This window comes from Nonomuraea sp. NPDC054003 (genome assembly GCF_055585125.1).
The window spans coordinates 36,038-50,811 of sequence record NZ_JBVJKR010000011.1; the positions used below are offsets into that span (position 1 = coordinate 36,038).

The window sequence follows — 14,774 nt, forward strand, 5'->3', positions numbered from 1 at the left end:
CTTGGCGCGGCTGTTCGGCACCGACGGGGTGCGTGGGGTCGCCGGGCGCGACCTCACGGCCGAGCTCGCCATGGACCTTTCGGTCGCGGCGGCTCATGTCCTCGGCGATGCAGGCGTGTTCGCCACCGGCTCCAGCCGCAGGAGGCCGGTGGCGGTCGTAGGCCGGGACCCGCGAGCCTCGGGGGAGTTCCTCGAGGCCGCCGTGGTCGCCGGCCTCGCGTCGTCCGGAGTGGACGTGCTGCGCCTCGGCGTGCTGCCCACCCCGGCCGTCGCCCATCTCACGGCCGCGCTCGGCGCCGACCTCGGCGTCATGCTCTCGGCCTCGCACAACGCGGCGCCCGACAACGGGATCAAGTTCCTGGCCAGGGGCGGCTTCAAGCTCTCCGACGCGGTCGAGGACGAGATCGAGCGGCGGCTCGGCGAGGAGTGGAGCTTCCCCGTCGGCTCGTCCGTGGGGCGGGTGCGCGACGCGTACGGCGAGGCCGACCGTTACATCAGCCACGCGCTCGACACCGTCAGCGCCCGGCTCGACGGGCTCCACGTCGTGGTCGACTGCGCCCACGGCGCGGCCCACATGGTGGCGCCCGAGGCGCTGCTGCGCGCCGGCGCGCGGGTGGAGGCCATCGGCGCCCGGCCCGACGGCCTCAACATCAACGACGGCTACGGCTCCACCCATCTCGACAAGCTGACGCAGGTCGTGGTCTCGCGCGGCGCCGACGTCGGCATCGCCTACGACGGCGACGCCGACCGCTGCCTGGCGGTCGACCACACCGGCGCGGTCGTCGACGGCGACCAGATCATGGCCATCCTGGCCGTGGACATGCACGAGCAGGGCTCGCTGGCCAAGGACACCGTGGTCGCGACCGTCATGTCCAACCTGGGCTTCAAGCTGGCCATGCGCGAGGCGGGCATCACCGTGATCGAGACCGCGGTGGGCGATCGTTACGTGCTGGAGCGGATGAAGGCCGGAGGCTACAACCTGGGCGGCGAGCAGTCGGGCCACGTCATCATGCTCGACCACGCCACCACGGGCGACGGCCTGCTCACCTCGCTCCACCTGCTGTCGGTGGTGGCCAGGTCCGGCCGGTCGCTGCGCGAGCTGGCGTCGGTGATGACCGCACTGCCGCAGATCCTGATCAACGTCAAGGGCGTCGACCGGGGCAAGGCCGCCGCGCCGGAGCTCAAGTCGGCCGTGACCGAGGCCGAGGTCGAGCTGGGCGAGACGGGCCGGGTGCTGATCCGGCCCAGCGGGACCGAGCCGATGATCCGCGTCATGGTGGAGGCCTCCTCGGAGGAGGAAGCATCCAAGGTCGCGGAGCGCCTCGCCGACGTGGTCCGCACCGTCTGCGCCTGAACGCGCCTCCGGGTACGGGATCGCCGTGCCCGGAGGTCAGGCGTGAGACCTGAGCTGGTCGTCGAGAGTCCAGATGCCTGCCTCGACCCGCTCACCCGTCTCTGATAAAGCTCGCGCTCGGCGAGGATGCACAGATCACCCAACCCGAGCTTGCTCATGACGTGATCGGTCAGCGGGACTCCGGTTCCTGCCCCGTCGATGAGCGCTCGCAGGAACTCCGGCCCCCACTCCACGGAGTGAAGCACCCACGGCGCCTTGCCCTCGATGACCAGCCGCAGGAGCTGGGAGAGCTTGTCGGCATACTGGCGGCGCAGCCGGCCGTCGGCCAGCTGGGCGATGTGATTACCGGTCTCGATCACCGCTGTCACGGGGAGGATCAGCCTGCAGCGGCTGCGTTTGTCCGCAAGCTGGCCGGAGACCATCTCGCGGTCCTGGTTCTTCCCGGGGATGTCGAGAAGGTTGCAGAGGACTGAGGTGTCGACGAACTCGACCCGGCGGCTCATGGTCACCCAAGCCCCATCAGGCGGTCGAACTCGGTGTGGTCGTCGTTCTCAGGAGGACTCTGCTCCAGCAGCCCCGAGGTGATGACGGCTCCGAGGTCGCCTTGTGCCATCAGGCTCGGGTAACCAGCAAGATCCGGCAGCTTGGTGAGCCGGGAGAGACCTGTCTCGCGATCCCGGGTGCTGACCACCACGTTCCGGTGATCCTCTCGCGAAAGGGCCGACAGCAGCGCGGGGCTGTGTGTGGTGAACACCGTTTGGGCGGTGCGTTCCTCAGTAGCGCTCTTCACCAGCTTGAGGAGCTGCGAGGCCTGCGACGGATGCAGGCCGTTCTCCAGTTCCTCGATGACCAGCAAGGGGATCGCCGCTCCGTCCGTGGGCTCACGCCGGTTGAGGTCGAGGTCTCTGCCCTGGCGGAGCAGCGTCGTGGCGATGGCGATGAACCGCAGCAGACCGTCGCTCATCTCGCGGGCCGGCGTCGTGGCACCGTCTTCTCGCAGCGCGAGCATCAGGTCATCGAGCTCGGAGCGGATGAGCTCGATGCCGGATATCTCGTGGTCGACGAGAGCTTGGGCGTGCCGCAGCAACCGCTCGTAGGCCGCGGGGTCGACGTGCTTGAGGTGCCCGACGACCGCGGAGATGTTCTCCGCGGTCCTGCGCAGGCGGATGTCCCGGCTGGGAACGTACTGGCGCATCAGATGCGGGACCGGGTCCAGATGGAAGACGCCGCGCAGAGTGTCCAGGACATCCTGCGCCGCTGCGGCCACATGACGCTCCGCATCAGTCGTCAGGTCCAGTCTGAGAGGCAGTTGCGCGGTCAGCAGCCGGGACGAGCGGAAGGTGGCCTTCGGATCGCGGCCCGGCCGCCCGTTGTAGTAGCGCGCTTCGATGCTTCCGCTTCCTTCGGAAGAGCTCACGCCATGCAGCAGCGTATGGAACGCACGCCCGGCCAGATCGTTGGTCCGCCGGAGCTTGCCGGAGAATCCTCGAAGCGATTCGCTGATGATCTCAGGCTCGGGGCGCACGCGGATCTCGACATCGAAAATGATCCCGACGTACGCGCCGTGTTCGACGCGATCAAAGTTGATCACCTGACAACCCAGCCGGAACGTGTCCTCTCCATGGGGAGGGCAGCCCGTGATGCCCCCCCGCAACGGGCCTTCGTCCCCCCGCCTGCTGTCGAGGGAGTCGACGATGTCGCCACCCTCTGCGAGCCGCGAGAGCACCTCCAGCCCGTCGAGAGCGTTGGATTTTCCGCTGCTGTTACGGCCGATGAGCAACGTCATGTCACCCAGCGGGAGGCGAGCGTCGCGAAAGGTCTTGAAGCTCGTCAGACTCAGCTGGGCCAGGCGTGCGGGCATGGCACAACGTTACACGCGGGTCGATCAGTCGCCTGGTCGCTATTCGTCGCCCGTCAGGGAGAAGACCCGCAGGCGGCGGCCGGCCCAGAAGACGGCGGCGACGGTGACGACGACCAGGGCGGGGACGGCGAAGGCCAGGGTGACCTCCGCCTCGAAGAACGGCGAGGTGACGACCTGGTCGGCGACCGTCTGGCCCCACTGCTGGATGGAGAAGCGCTTGGCCCCCGGCACCAGGCTGCCGACCAGCGACTCCCAGACGAGGGCGTAGATGATGCCGATCGTGACCGCGTGGCGGGTGACGACGCCGAGCAGCAGGAAGACGGCCGCGTAGGCGATGCCGGCGACGAGGGTGCCGAGGGCGAAGCCGGCGGCGATGCCGTCTTCGTTGCCCACGAGGATCCAGGCCGCCAGGTAGGTGGGCACGGCCGCGAACACGGCCACCAGTGAGGCAGCCACCGCGAACTTGGTCCACGCGACGAGCGGCCGGGAGATCGGCTTGGACATCAGGTGGATGATGGTGCCGTCGTCGATCTCGGGGGCGATCACTCCTGTGCCGGCGATGAGGCCGAGCAGCGGCAGGAGGGTGCCGATGGCGAAGTTCTGCATCAGCAGCACGGCCGTGCGCTGGTCGCCGCCGCCGAAGAAGCTGAACATGAGGGCCAGGGCGATCAGCGCCAGGGGCAGCAGGAGCAGCAGGACGACCCTGCGCCTGCCCAGCAGCGCCCGGTAGGTGATGCCTGCCACGACGGTGTTCATGTCAGCTGCTCCTGTTGATCAGGTAGGAGAAGACGCTCTCCAGGTCCTCGTCGGCGGGTGACACCTCGTGCAGGCGCACGCCCTGGTCGCGGGCCACGCGGGGGAGCAGCCTGGCGAACCGGCGGAACTCGGTGGCCTGCACCTCCAGGCCGTCGAGGCTGAGCGTGACCCCTCCGGCGGAGTCGTCGCGGATGAGGGCGGCGGCGAGCTTGCGGTCGTCGCTGGAGCGGATCCTGAACAGGTGGGGCCGGTCGGTCATGAGCCGGCGGATGTCGCGGAAGTTGCCCGAGGCGGCGTGGCGGCCCGAGACCAGCACCTCGATGTGCTGGGCGACCCGCTCGACCTCCTCCAGGATGTGGGAGCTGAACAGGATGGTCTTGCCGGCGGTGCCCATCGACCGGATGAGGTCCATCAGGTGGAGCCGCTGGCGTGGGTCCATGCCGTTGAAGGGCTCGTCGAGCAGCAGCACGCCGGGGTCGTGGACGAGCGCGGCGGCGACCTTGACCCGCTGGCGCATGCCCTTGGAGTAGGTCTCGACCCGGCGGTCCTTCGGCTCCTCCATCTCGACCGTGGCCAGCGCCTTGCGGGCGGCCTCCTCGGGGTTGGGCAGGCCGTGGAGCCTGGCCGCCGAGAGCACGAACTGCCAGCCGGTCAGGAAGCCGTAGACGCCCTCGCGCTCGGGCACCAGGCCGATGTCGCGGTAGACGTGGTGGTTCTTCCAGACGGCGGCGCCGTCGAGGGTGACGGTGCCGCCGGAGGGGGACAGGAACCCGGCCATCATGTGGAGGAGCGTCGACTTGCCGGCTCCGTTGGGCCCGAGCAGGCCGGTGACGCCGGGCCCGATCGTCATGGTGACGTCGTTGACCGCGACGACGTTGCCGTACCAGCGGGAGACCTGGGAGAGCTCGATCTTCACTGCGAGGCCGCCTTCCGGTAGCGCGCAGACAGGACCGCCACGGCGGCGGCGATGAGGGCCAGCACGATCAGGATCGGCGCCGGGCCCCCGGGGTAGGCGCCGTCGGGGACGTGGGCCGTGCTGCCGAACAGCCACACCTGCGCGGCGTCGACCAGCCAGAACGGATTGATCAGCCAGCCCCAGGCGCCTTCCGACCGGTAACCGGACTCGTAGAGCGCGGCGTAGATCATCGGCGCCGCGCCGGTGGACAGCAGGTAGACGGTGATCACCGAGGCGACGCCGAGCCCGCGCCGGGGCGTCAGCGCGGCCAGCGCCAGCCCCACGGTGGACAGCAGCACGGCCAGCACCGCGGCCATGGTCACCGCGCCGAGGTATTCGCCGGTGGGCGGCGGCCCGGGCATGTCGACGAGCAGGTCGCCGACGAACATCACCGTCAGCGGGACGGCCACCAGCAGGAACAGCGCCACGGTCATGGCCGCGACCTTGGCTCCGACGTACTCGGTGATGGTGACCGGGCGGGAGAGGTAGAGCGGCAGGACGCGGTGGCGCAGGTCGGGGGCGACCACGGTGGGCGCCTGGGAGGCCAGGAAGATGGCCACCACGGCCTGCATGACCACGGCGTAGCCGCTGTAGTCGCCGACCCGCTGCTGGATCATCGCCATCGTCGCGATCGACACCACGACGGGGAACATCATGATGGCGGCCAGCGAGAACGGCATGATCTTGGATCGGGCGGGCCTGCCGAGGCCGAAGACGCCGCGCAGGCTGTGGACGCCCAGCGCCAGCACGGTGTGGTGGCGGCCCAGCCGGGGGCCGTCGTAGTGGCGGTAGCCGATGTCGTAGATCTCAGACATGGGCGGCCTCCCCCCTGAAGACGTCCTCGATGCGGTTGCGGCCCTGCTCCAGGCGGATGAGGCACAGGTCGAGGTCGGCGGTGGCGTCGCGGACGGCGTCGTAGGTCTCGGGGCCGCGCACCTTGACGAGGAGCATGCGGCCGTGCGGGGTGACGGTCTGGCCCAGCTCGGTCAGCCGCCCGGCCAGCGCGTCGGCGCCCTCCTCGACCTCGACCGTGATGGTCTCGGTGGCCTGGGTGAACTCGGTGATGGCGGACGAGCGCAGCAGCCGGCCGGCGTCGATCACGATGACGTGGTCGCAGACCCGCTCCAGCTCGCCGAGCAGGTGGGAGGTGACGAGCACACTGATGCCGAACTCGGTGCCGATGCGCCGGATCAGGGTCAGCATCTCGTCGCGGCCCCGGGGGTCGAGCCCGTTGGTCGGCTCGTCGAGGAAGATCAGCTTGGGGTCGTGGACGATCGCCTGGGCGAGCTTGACCCGCTGCTTCATGCCGGTGGAGTAGCCGCCGATCGGGCGGTAGCGCTCTTCGGCGAGGCCGACGTGGCGCAGCACGTCGGCGGCGCGCTCGCGGGCGGCGGTGCGCGGCAGCCCCGACATCCGCGCGAGGTGGACGACCAGCTCGGTCGCGGACACGTCGGGCGGCAGGCACTCGTGCTCCGGCATGTAGCCGACCAGCCTGCGGATCTCGGCGCTCTGGGTGAAGGCGTCGAGGCCGAGCACGGCGGCCCGGCCCTCGGACACCGGCAGCAGGCCGAGCAGGATCTTGATGAGCGTCGATTTGCCCGCGCCGTTCGCCCCGACGAGGCCGGTGACGCCGGGACCGACGGTGACCGTGAGCCGGTCGAGCGCCGTGACGGTGGGGAAGCGTTTGGTCAGCCCCTCGATGGCGAGGATGTGCATGCCCCGGACCCTACCGGCCGGGGATGCCGCGAATCGTCGTCCCAAGGGATGAATGGGTGTCATCCCTGAGTCCGGCATCGGGGCCCCGGCCAGGGTCCTCCTCAGGGATCAGGTCCTGCGCAGCACCACCCGCCGGACGGAGTGGTCGCGGCCCTTGTGCATGACCAGGTCGGCGCGGCCGCGGGTGGGGGCGATGTTGTCGATCAGGTTGCGTTCGTTGATGTCGCGCCAGACGTTGACGGCGAACTTCGTCGCCTCGTCGTACGGCATGTCCGCGATGTACTTGAAGTAGGACTTGGGGTCTTCGAAGGCGGTGCGGCGGAGCTTGTGGAAGCGGTCGACGTACCACGTGCGGACGTGTTCCACCTTGGCGTCGACGTAGATGGAGAAGTCGAAGTAGTCGTTGACGGCGAGGGAGGTGGGCGGGGCGGGCTGGAGGACGTTGAGCCCTTCCATGATGAGGATGTCTGGATTTTTCACGACCTGGGAGGCGCCGGGGACGATGTCGTACTCCAGATGGCTGTAGACCGGCGCGTGCACCTCGGCCGCCCCCGCCTTCACCTCCGCCACGAACCGCACCAGCGCCCGCCGGTCGTAGCTCTCGGGGAAGCCCTTGCGATGCATGATGCCCTTGGACTCCAGCACCGCGTTCGGATAGAGGAAGCTGTCCGTCGTCACCAACTCCACGTGCGGATGCTCCGGCCACCTCGCCAGCAGCGTGTGGAGCAGCCGCGCCGTCGTCGACTTGCCGACCGCGACGCTGCCCGCGATGCCCAGGACGTACGGCACGCGCCGCTCGTGATGCCCGAGGAAGGCGCTCAGCACGCTGCTGCGCTGCTTGGATCCGGTGAAATGGAGGTTGAGCAGCCGGGTCAGCGGCAGATAGATGTCGGTCACTTCGGTGAGGTCGATGGGGTCGTCAACGCCGCGCAGCTCTTCCAGCTCGTCCGCGGTGAGAGTCAAGGGCGTGTTCTTGCGGAGGTCGCTCCACTGCTCCCTGCTCAGTTCAACGTAACCGTTGTTCACCTTGGCAGCGTAACGACGCGGTCCAGCTCGCCCATCAGCCGGGGTATCCACAGGCTGTGGATGAAAACGGGGGATTACCGATAACCAGTTCGGGGAAGGATGCAGAATTCGCCGGAATGGTGGGGATACCTGGGGTTATCGTGCGGGTAGTCGTCGCCGTCTCGGAGGTCGTGTGGACCGTCGCAGCTTCCTGGCCAGGGCGGCCGTGCTGGCGGCCGGGCCGTTCGCGGGGGTCGCGTGCGCGGGCGCGCGCGGCGGCGCCGTGCCCGTCACGGGCGACGGGCCGCGCGGAGGTTACGGGCGGCTGAGACCGGTGCGCGACCTGGCCGACGGCGAGGTCCGGCTCCACCTGCCCGAGGGCTTCCGCTACCGCTCGTTCGGCGCGGCCGGTGAACGGTTACCCGGCGGCGGCGTGGTGCCGGGCAGCCACGACGGCATGGCAGCGTTCCGCGGCCCGCGCGACACCGCGATCCTCGTCCGCAACCACGAGGTCGGCGGCCCCGTCAGCGCGTTCGGCGACCCTGACCTCGCCTACGACAGGATGGCCGGCGGCGGCACCTTCACCCTGCGGGTCACCCGCGAAGGCGAGGTGCTCAGGAGCCGCCCATCACTCAGCGGCACACTGCGGAACTGCTCCGGCGGCCCCATGCCGTGGGGCGCCTGGATCAGCTGCGAGGAGACCGTGGACGGCCCCGACGTGGCAGGCGTCGGCAACGACCGGCTGACCAGGAAGCACGGCTACGTCTTCGAGGTTCCCCTGAAGGGCGCCGCCAGCGGCCGGCCGATCAGGGCCGCGGGACGGTTCGCGCACGAGTCCGCCGCCTTCGACCCCGCCACCGGCACGCTCTATCTCACCGAGGACAACTACCACCATCCCTCGGGTTTCTACCGGTACGTCGCGCCGGAGCACCCGATGCGGGCCGGGCGGCTGCTCGACGGCGGCAAGCTGCAGATGCTCGCGGTCAAGGGCGAGCCGCGCGCCGACCTGTCCGTGGGACACCGCACCGGCGGCACGTTCGCCACCACCTGGGTGGACATCGAGGAGCCCGACCCCGCACTGCCCGCCGGGACGTCCAGGGCCCAGGCCGGGAAGGCCGTCGGCGGGCAGGGCAGGGCCGCGGGCGCGGCGGTCTTCGCCAGGCTCGAAGGCGCCGTCCACCACCGGGGCACCATCTACTTCGTCTCCACCCAGGGCGGCGACGCGGCCCCGGACGACGACCCGCCCGACGGCTTCGGCGACGGACGCGGCCAGGTCTGGGCGTACGAGACGTGGAGCGGCACGCTCAGGCTCGTCTACCAGTCGCCCCGCGCCGCCGCCCTCGACCTGCCCGACAACGTGACGGTCAGCGGCCGCGGCACGCTCGTGCTCTGCGAGGACGGCGACGGCGACAACTACCTGCGCGGGCTCACCAGGAACGGGGAGATCTTCGACTTCTGCCGCCTGGAGCCCATCCCGGGCGATCCCGGCGCCGAGTTCGCCGGCACCACGTTCGGGCCCGGCGGGCACACCCTGTACGTGAACGTCCAGGCGGAGCGGGGCCGCACGATCGCCATCTGGGGTCCCTGGGCACGAGGCGCCTTCTGACGTCCCCGTCGAGCGGATCTTCTGGGGTAACCTGGGGCGATGATCCTCGGCATCGGGGTCGACGTGGTCGACATCGCACGCTTCCGCGACGCTCTGGAGCGCACACCCGCGCTGCGCGAGAGGCTGTTCACCGAGGTCGAGCGGGATCTCGCGATCCAGTCGCTGGCCGCCAGGTTCGCCGCCAAGGAGGCCGTGGCCAAGGCGCTCGGCGCGCCGCGCGGGCTGAGCCACCTGGAGGCCGAGGTGCGCCGCGACCGCAGCGGCAGGCCCGAGCTGTGCGTCACCGGCGAGGCCGCCGAGGTCGCCCGCCGGCTGGGGGTCCAGCGCTGGCACGTCTCGCTGAGCCACGACGGCGGCGTCGCGATGGCTTACGTGATCGCCGAAGGATAGTTTGGTCAGGGTGTTCACCGCCTACACCGCCGACCAGATCAGGACCGCCGAGCGCGCGCTGATGGCCACCCTGCCGCAGGGCACGCTCATGCTGCGCGCCGCGACCGGGCTGGCCGCCGTCTGCGCCGCCATGCTTCCCCGCGTGTACGGGAGCCGCGTCGTGCTGCTCGTGGGCAGCGGCGACAACGGCGGCGACGCCCTCCACGCCGGGGCGGTCCTCGCCAGGCGCGGCGCGGGGGTGACGGCGGTGGTCGCCGGCTCCCGCGTCCACGAGGCGGGCCTGGCCGCGCTCCTGGCCGCGGGCGGGGTGTCCCGGAAGCCCGGTGGCGGGGACGACGTCCGCCGTGCCGTGGAGGGCGCAGACCTGATCGTCGACGGGCTGGTCGGGATCGGGGCGTCGGGGGCGTTGCGCGAGCCGTACGCCGGGCTGGCGGAGACGGCCGGTCACGCCGCCGCGCCGGTCGTCGCCGTGGACGTGCCCAGCGGCGTCGACGCCTCCACCGGCAGGGTCGAGGGGGGCGCGGTCCGGGCGGCGGTGACGGTGACGATGGGGGCGCTCAAGACCGGCCTGCTGGTCGACCCGGGCGCCGCCCACGCGGGCCGGGTGGAGCTGATCGACATCGGGCTCGGCCCGTACCTGCCAGGTCCTGACGTCACCGCGCTCACCCGCGCGTCCGTACGGGCCACGCTGCCGCAACCGGCGGCCGCCTCCGACAAGTACCGCAGGGGAGTGGTCGGCGTCGTCGCGGGCAGCGACCAGTACACCGGCGCCGCGGTGCTCGCCGTCGGCGGCGCGCTGCACGCAGGGGCGGGCATGGTCCGCTACGCCGGGCCCTCCCGGCCGGTCGGACAGGTGCGGGCCCGCTGGCCCGAGGCGGTCGTGACCGAGCTGGACGAGCCGTCGATCGACGACGTGGGCCGGGTGCAGGCGTGGGTGCTCGGGCCCGGGCTCGGCACCGGCCGATGGGCCCGCGAGCTGGTCCTCCGGGTGCTCGCCACCGACGTGCCCGTGCTGGTGGACGCCGACGGCCTGAACGTCGTGGCCCACGACGTCTCGCTGCTCCGCCGTACCGCGCCGGTCCTGATCACCCCGCACGCGGGCGAGCTGGCGCGGCTGACCGGGGCGGCGCGCGGTGACATCGAGGCGGCGCCGCTCGCGCACGCGCGGGCGGCGGCGGCCGAGCTGGGCGTCACCGTGCTGCTCAAGGGGTCCACCACGGTCGTCGCCGAGGAGGGCGAGCCGGCCCGGGTCAACGGCACGGGCACGCCGTGGCTGGCCACCGGCGGCACCGGCGACGTGCTGTCCGGCATCGCGGGATCGCTGCTCGCCCAGGGGCTCGGCGCGCGGGACGCGGGCTCGTGCGCCGCCTACCTGCACGGCCTGGCCGGGAGGATCGCCGCCGACGGAGCGCCGCTCACAGCCGCCGCGGTGGCCGAGGCGCTCCCCGCCGCCATCCGGGCGCTGGACGAAGAAAGCCCGCGGAGCCGGGTGCCGTGAGCGGCGAGATCGTGGGCCCGGCCGCCTCCGAGGGCTGAGTGCCGTCATCGGGGTTCTGAGCGGCGGAAATCGCGCTCGACCACGTTCAGGAGCTGCCAAACTAGAAGGATGAGCTCCCCGATGGCGACGCCCGCGGAGGCGCGGGTAGACCTGACCGCGATCAGGCACAACGTGGCGCTGCTGCGCGAGCGGGCGTCCGGCGCCGAGCTGATGACCGCCGTCAAGGCCGACGCCTACGGGCACGGGCTGGTGCCCGCCTCCGAGGCCATGCTGGAGGCCGGCGCGGGCCGGCTCGGCACCGCGTTCGTCCAGGAGGCGCTCGACCTGCGCGCCGCCGGCGTCACCGCGCCGATCCTGGCCTGGCTCATCACGCCCGGCGAGCCGATAGGCGAGGCGATCGGGGCCGACGTCGAGGTGTCGGCCTCAGACGAGCGGCTGCTCGGCGAGATCGCCGCCGCCGCCCGCGCCACCGGCGTCACCGCCCGCGTCCACCTGGAGGCCGACACCGGCATGAGCAGGGGCGGCGCGCCGCTGGCCGCCTGGCCCGGCCTGCTGCGCAGGGCGCTGGAGCTGCAGGCGGAAGGCGCCGTCGAGGTCGTCGGCATCTGGTCACACTTCGCCTGCGCCGACATCCCCGGCCATCCAGCCGTCGAATCCCAGACCGACGCCTTCGAGGCCGCGCTCAAACTGGCCGAGCAGGCGGGCGTGGCCGGCTCCCACGTGATCAGGCACCTCGCCAACTCGGCCGCCGTGATGACCCTGCCCAGGACGCACTTCGACATGGTGCGCGCCGGCATCGCCGTCTACGGCCTGAGCCCCGTCCCCGAGCTGGGCGACTTCGGGCTGCGCCAGGCCATGACGCTCGTCGCGCGCCTCGCCATGGTCAAACGGGTGGCGGAGGGCTCGGGGGTGTCCTACGGGCACCTCTACGTGACCGGCCGCGAGACCACGCTCGGCCTGGTCCCGCTCGGCTACGCCGACGGGATCCTGCGTCACGCGACCGACCGCGCGGAGGTGCTGGCCGGCGGCAGGCGAAGGCGGGTGGCCGGCCGCGTGTGCATGGACCAGTTCATGATCGATGTGGGTGACGACCCGTTGCGGGCAGGCGACGAGGTCGTCCTGTTCGGACCGGGAGACCAGGGCGAGCCGACCGCTCAGGAGTGGGCGGATACCCTCGGCACGATCACGCATGAGATCGTGACGAGGATCGGGGCGCGCGTGCCGAGGGTCTACGAGGGACAGAGGACATGACGACGACAACACGCCGCAGGTTCGGGATCGCCGGCGCGCTCGTCGGCGCGGCGTCCGCGGGCATCGCGGCCGCGGCCATGGCCAAGCGCTACGCGGTCGGCCGCATCCGCCTCCGCCCCGACCTGGAGGCCAGCGAGCCCTTCGGCGAGCTGGGCGGCAGCTCCCACACGCTCATCACCTCCGACGGCGTGGCCCTGCACGTCGAGGTCGACGGGCCGAAGGAGCGAAGGCCCCAGGAGGAAGGCGGCGACGACGGACACGACGCGCCGCTGACCGTCGTGCTGTGCCATGGCTACTGTCTCAGTCTCGAATCGTGGCACTACCAGCGCAGGGACCTGCGCGAGCACCACCGCGTCGTGGTGTGGGACCAGCGCTCGCACGGCCGCTCCCAGCGCGCCGTCTCCGGCGACACCTCGATCGACCGGCTCGGCGACGACCTGGCCGAGGTGCTCGACCAGTTCGTGCCGGGGCCGTGCGTGCTCGTCGGCCACTCCATGGGCGGCATGACGATCATGGCGCTCGCCGACCGCCACCCGGAGCTGTTCGGCGACCGGGTGCGCGGCGTCGCCCTCATCGCCACCTCCGCGGGCAAGCTGGCCGAGCTGACGCTCGGGCTGCCCGCCCTTGTGTCCAAGGCCGTCCACAAGGTCGCCCCGACCACGGTGTCGATGCTCGGCCGCCGGGGCTCGCTCGTCGACCGCACCCGCCACGCGGGCAGCGACATCGCCTTCCTGCTGACCCGCTACATGGCCTTCGGCGACTCCAAGAACGTCAGCCCCACCCTCGTCGACTTCGCCGAGTCCATGATCAGGGCGACCCCGACCGAGGTGGTCGCCGACTTCTACCCCGCGCTGATGAACCACGACAAGCTGTCCGCGCTGCATGTGCTCGACCCGGTGCCGACCGCGATCATGGTCGGTGACCAGGACTGGCTGACTCCCCCCGACCACAGCCGCGCCATGGCTGAGGCGCTGCCCAAGGCCCAGTTCACCGAGGTGCCCGACACCTCGCACCTGATCCAGCTCGAACGTCCCGGCGCCGTCACCGACGCGCTCCGCGACCTGATCAAGAGGGTGGGCGTGTGAGGCTGCGCACCGCCGAGGAGACGCGCGCGTACGGCACGCGCCTGGCATCCCTGCTGCGCCCCGGCGACCTGCTGGTCCTGTCGGGCCCGCTCGGCGCCGGCAAGACCACGCTCGTGCAGGGCATCGCCGAAGGGCTCAAGGTGCGGGGGCCGATCACCTCGCCCACGTTCGTCATCGCCCGGGTGCACCCGTCGCTGTGCGGCGGCCCCGCGCTGGTCCACGCCGACGCCTACCGGCTCGGCGGCGACCTGGAGGTGGACGACCTCGACCTCGACGCCTCGCTGGAGGAGTCGGTGACGGTCGTCGAGTGGGGTGAGGGCCTGGTCGAAGGGCTCGCAGAAGACCGCCTGGAGATCCACATCGACCGCGAGTCGGGCGACGACGCCCGCACCGTGACCCTGCGAGGTGTCGGCCCGCGCTGGGCCGACACGCCGACTGACGCCGCACAAGAGTAAAACCCGCGCCAACTCCGGGTCATGCTGACACCCTTGACGTACCTTCGCCATGACGAGAAACATGATCATTGGTAAGGGTTGGCCCAGAAAATCTGGGTATCAGGAGGGCGGTATCCACGAAACCGGTGGATGCTAGGAAAAGAGCGGCGGAGTGGGGTGCGGCGGTGCTCAGGGTCAGGCGAGTCGCTTATGCGGGGGCCATCCTCATGATCGGCCTCATGGGCTGCGCGGCGGAGGCGCAGACACCGGCGGAGAGCTCCACGCCGACCGGCAGCCCGACAGGCACGGGCCAGCCGACCGCCACCACCACCGCGACCACGACGGCCACGGCGACCGCCACTCCGGCGGTCTCCTCCATCTCGGTCCAGCTCAACCCCGACCGCGTCACGGCGGGCGAGAGCTCCACCGTGTGGATCCTGGCCAACTGCCCGGCGCCGCAGGGCGGGCCCGCCCACACCGGCACCGCCACGTCCAGGGCGTTCGTCAGCGGGGTCACGCTCAACCCGACCACCTCGGGCGGCACGCCCAGCCCGACCGGCAACGCCGGGGGCGACTGGGTGCGCGGTCAGGCGCAGATCTCCGGAACGGTCCGGCGCGGCTCGTACCGCGTGGACGTCAAGTGCGACGGCACCAACCACTCGGGCCGCGCCACCCTGCGCGTGGCCCGCGCGGAACCGCTGCCCAGCGACGTGCCCACCAGGGCGCCCAGGGCGGGCGGCGGCGGCACGTTCGGCAAGGAAGTCGACGAGGGCACGTCGATCCCGCTCGGCGGCGTCGGCGCGGCCATCGGGCTGGCGCTCGCCGTCGGCGTCGGCGTGGCGGTCAAGCGCCGCCGGTCCTAG

At 71.5% G+C, this 14,774-nt stretch carries 15 protein-coding genes; 9 read left to right on the forward strand and 6 right to left on the reverse strand.

What is annotated here, in order from left to right; genetic code table 11:
* Nucleotide 1 precedes the first annotated feature (1 nt).
* The gene (glmM, locus tag ACZ6YG_RS27655; RefSeq protein ID WP_466019590.1) at nucleotides 2–1,354 is read left to right on the forward strand and encodes a phosphoglucosamine mutase; all 1,353 of its coding nucleotides are present in this window, start codon (nucleotides 2–4) and stop codon (nucleotides 1,352–1,354) included.
* Between the two features lie 236 nt (nucleotides 1,355–1,590).
* Nucleotides 1,591–1,827, forward strand: coding sequence for a hypothetical protein (locus ACZ6YG_RS27660; protein WP_466019591.1), 237 nt, complete (start codon nucleotides 1,591–1,593; stop codon nucleotides 1,825–1,827).
* A 32-nt stretch (nucleotides 1,828–1,859) separates the two neighbouring features.
* Here ACZ6YG_RS27660 and ACZ6YG_RS27665 read toward each other — a convergent pair whose 3' ends face one another.
* From ACZ6YG_RS27665 to coaA, 6 genes are all read right to left on the reverse strand, one after another.
* Nucleotides 1,860–3,215, reverse strand: coding sequence for an AAA family ATPase (locus ACZ6YG_RS27665; protein ID WP_271274684.1), 1,356 nt, complete (start codon nucleotides 3,213–3,215; stop codon nucleotides 1,860–1,862).
* A 39-nt stretch (nucleotides 3,216–3,254) separates the two neighbouring features.
* Nucleotides 3,255–3,971 (reverse strand): ABC transporter permease, encoded by a 717-nt coding sequence (locus ACZ6YG_RS27670; RefSeq protein ID WP_148036808.1) that lies wholly within the window; start codon nucleotides 3,969–3,971, stop codon nucleotides 3,255–3,257.
* Between the two features lies 1 nt (nucleotide 3,972).
* Nucleotides 3,973–4,887 (reverse strand): ABC transporter ATP-binding protein, encoded by a 915-nt coding sequence (locus ACZ6YG_RS27675; RefSeq protein ID WP_148036809.1) that lies wholly within the window; start codon nucleotides 4,885–4,887, stop codon nucleotides 3,973–3,975.
* Nucleotides 4,884–5,741 carry an ABC transporter permease gene (locus ACZ6YG_RS27680; protein ID WP_148036810.1) on the reverse strand — a complete coding sequence of 286 codons (858 nt, stop codon included), beginning with the start codon at nucleotides 5,739–5,741 and terminating at the stop codon, nucleotides 4,884–4,886. The genes ACZ6YG_RS27675 and ACZ6YG_RS27680 overlap by 4 nt, the downstream gene beginning before the upstream one ends.
* Complete coding sequence (locus ACZ6YG_RS27685; RefSeq protein WP_466019592.1) at nucleotides 5,734–6,642, reverse strand: ABC transporter ATP-binding protein; 909 nt, start codon at nucleotides 6,640–6,642, stop codon at nucleotides 5,734–5,736. Before ACZ6YG_RS27685 ends, ACZ6YG_RS27680 begins: the two co-directional genes overlap by 8 nt.
* A gap of 108 nt (nucleotides 6,643–6,750) precedes the next feature.
* Nucleotides 6,751–7,668, reverse strand: coding sequence for a type I pantothenate kinase (coaA, locus tag ACZ6YG_RS27690; protein WP_148036812.1), 918 nt, complete (start codon nucleotides 7,666–7,668; stop codon nucleotides 6,751–6,753).
* Nucleotides 7,669–7,840: 172 nt separating this feature from the next.
* Here coaA and ACZ6YG_RS27695 point away from each other — a divergent pair, with 172 nt between their 5' ends.
* The 7 genes from ACZ6YG_RS27695 to ACZ6YG_RS27725 all read left to right on the forward strand — a co-directional run bounded on the left by ACZ6YG_RS27695 (nucleotide 7,841) and on the right by ACZ6YG_RS27725 (nucleotide 14,774).
* On the forward strand, nucleotides 7,841–9,253 hold the full coding sequence (locus tag ACZ6YG_RS27695) for an alkaline phosphatase PhoX (RefSeq protein WP_466019593.1): 1,413 nt from the start codon (nucleotides 7,841–7,843) through the stop codon (nucleotides 9,251–9,253).
* A gap of 39 nt (nucleotides 9,254–9,292) precedes the next feature.
* The gene (locus tag ACZ6YG_RS27700) at nucleotides 9,293–9,643 is read left to right on the forward strand and encodes a holo-ACP synthase (RefSeq protein WP_148036814.1); all 351 of its coding nucleotides are present in this window, start codon (nucleotides 9,293–9,295) and stop codon (nucleotides 9,641–9,643) included.
* Nucleotides 9,644–9,653: 10 nt separating this feature from the next.
* Nucleotides 9,654–11,141 (forward strand): NAD(P)H-hydrate dehydratase, encoded by a 1,488-nt coding sequence (locus ACZ6YG_RS27705; RefSeq protein ID WP_466019594.1) that lies wholly within the window; start codon nucleotides 9,654–9,656, stop codon nucleotides 11,139–11,141.
* 120 nt (nucleotides 11,142–11,261) lie between these two features.
* Entirely contained in the window at nucleotides 11,262–12,392 is a 1,131-nt protein-coding gene (gene alr, locus ACZ6YG_RS27710; RefSeq protein ID WP_466019735.1) for an alanine racemase, read from the forward strand.
* Nucleotides 12,389–13,477 carry an alpha/beta fold hydrolase gene (locus tag ACZ6YG_RS27715; protein ID WP_466019595.1) on the forward strand — a complete coding sequence of 363 codons (1,089 nt, stop codon included), beginning with the start codon at nucleotides 12,389–12,391 and terminating at the stop codon, nucleotides 13,475–13,477. Before alr ends, ACZ6YG_RS27715 begins: the two co-directional genes overlap by 4 nt.
* Complete coding sequence (gene tsaE / locus ACZ6YG_RS27720) at nucleotides 13,474–13,932, forward strand: tRNA (adenosine(37)-N6)-threonylcarbamoyltransferase complex ATPase subunit type 1 TsaE (protein ID WP_148036817.1); 459 nt, start codon at nucleotides 13,474–13,476, stop codon at nucleotides 13,930–13,932. The genes ACZ6YG_RS27715 and tsaE overlap by 4 nt, the downstream gene beginning before the upstream one ends.
* 164 nt (nucleotides 13,933–14,096) lie before the next feature.
* The gene (locus ACZ6YG_RS27725) at nucleotides 14,097–14,774 is read left to right on the forward strand and encodes a hypothetical protein (protein WP_466019596.1); all 678 of its coding nucleotides are present in this window, start codon (nucleotides 14,097–14,099) and stop codon (nucleotides 14,772–14,774) included.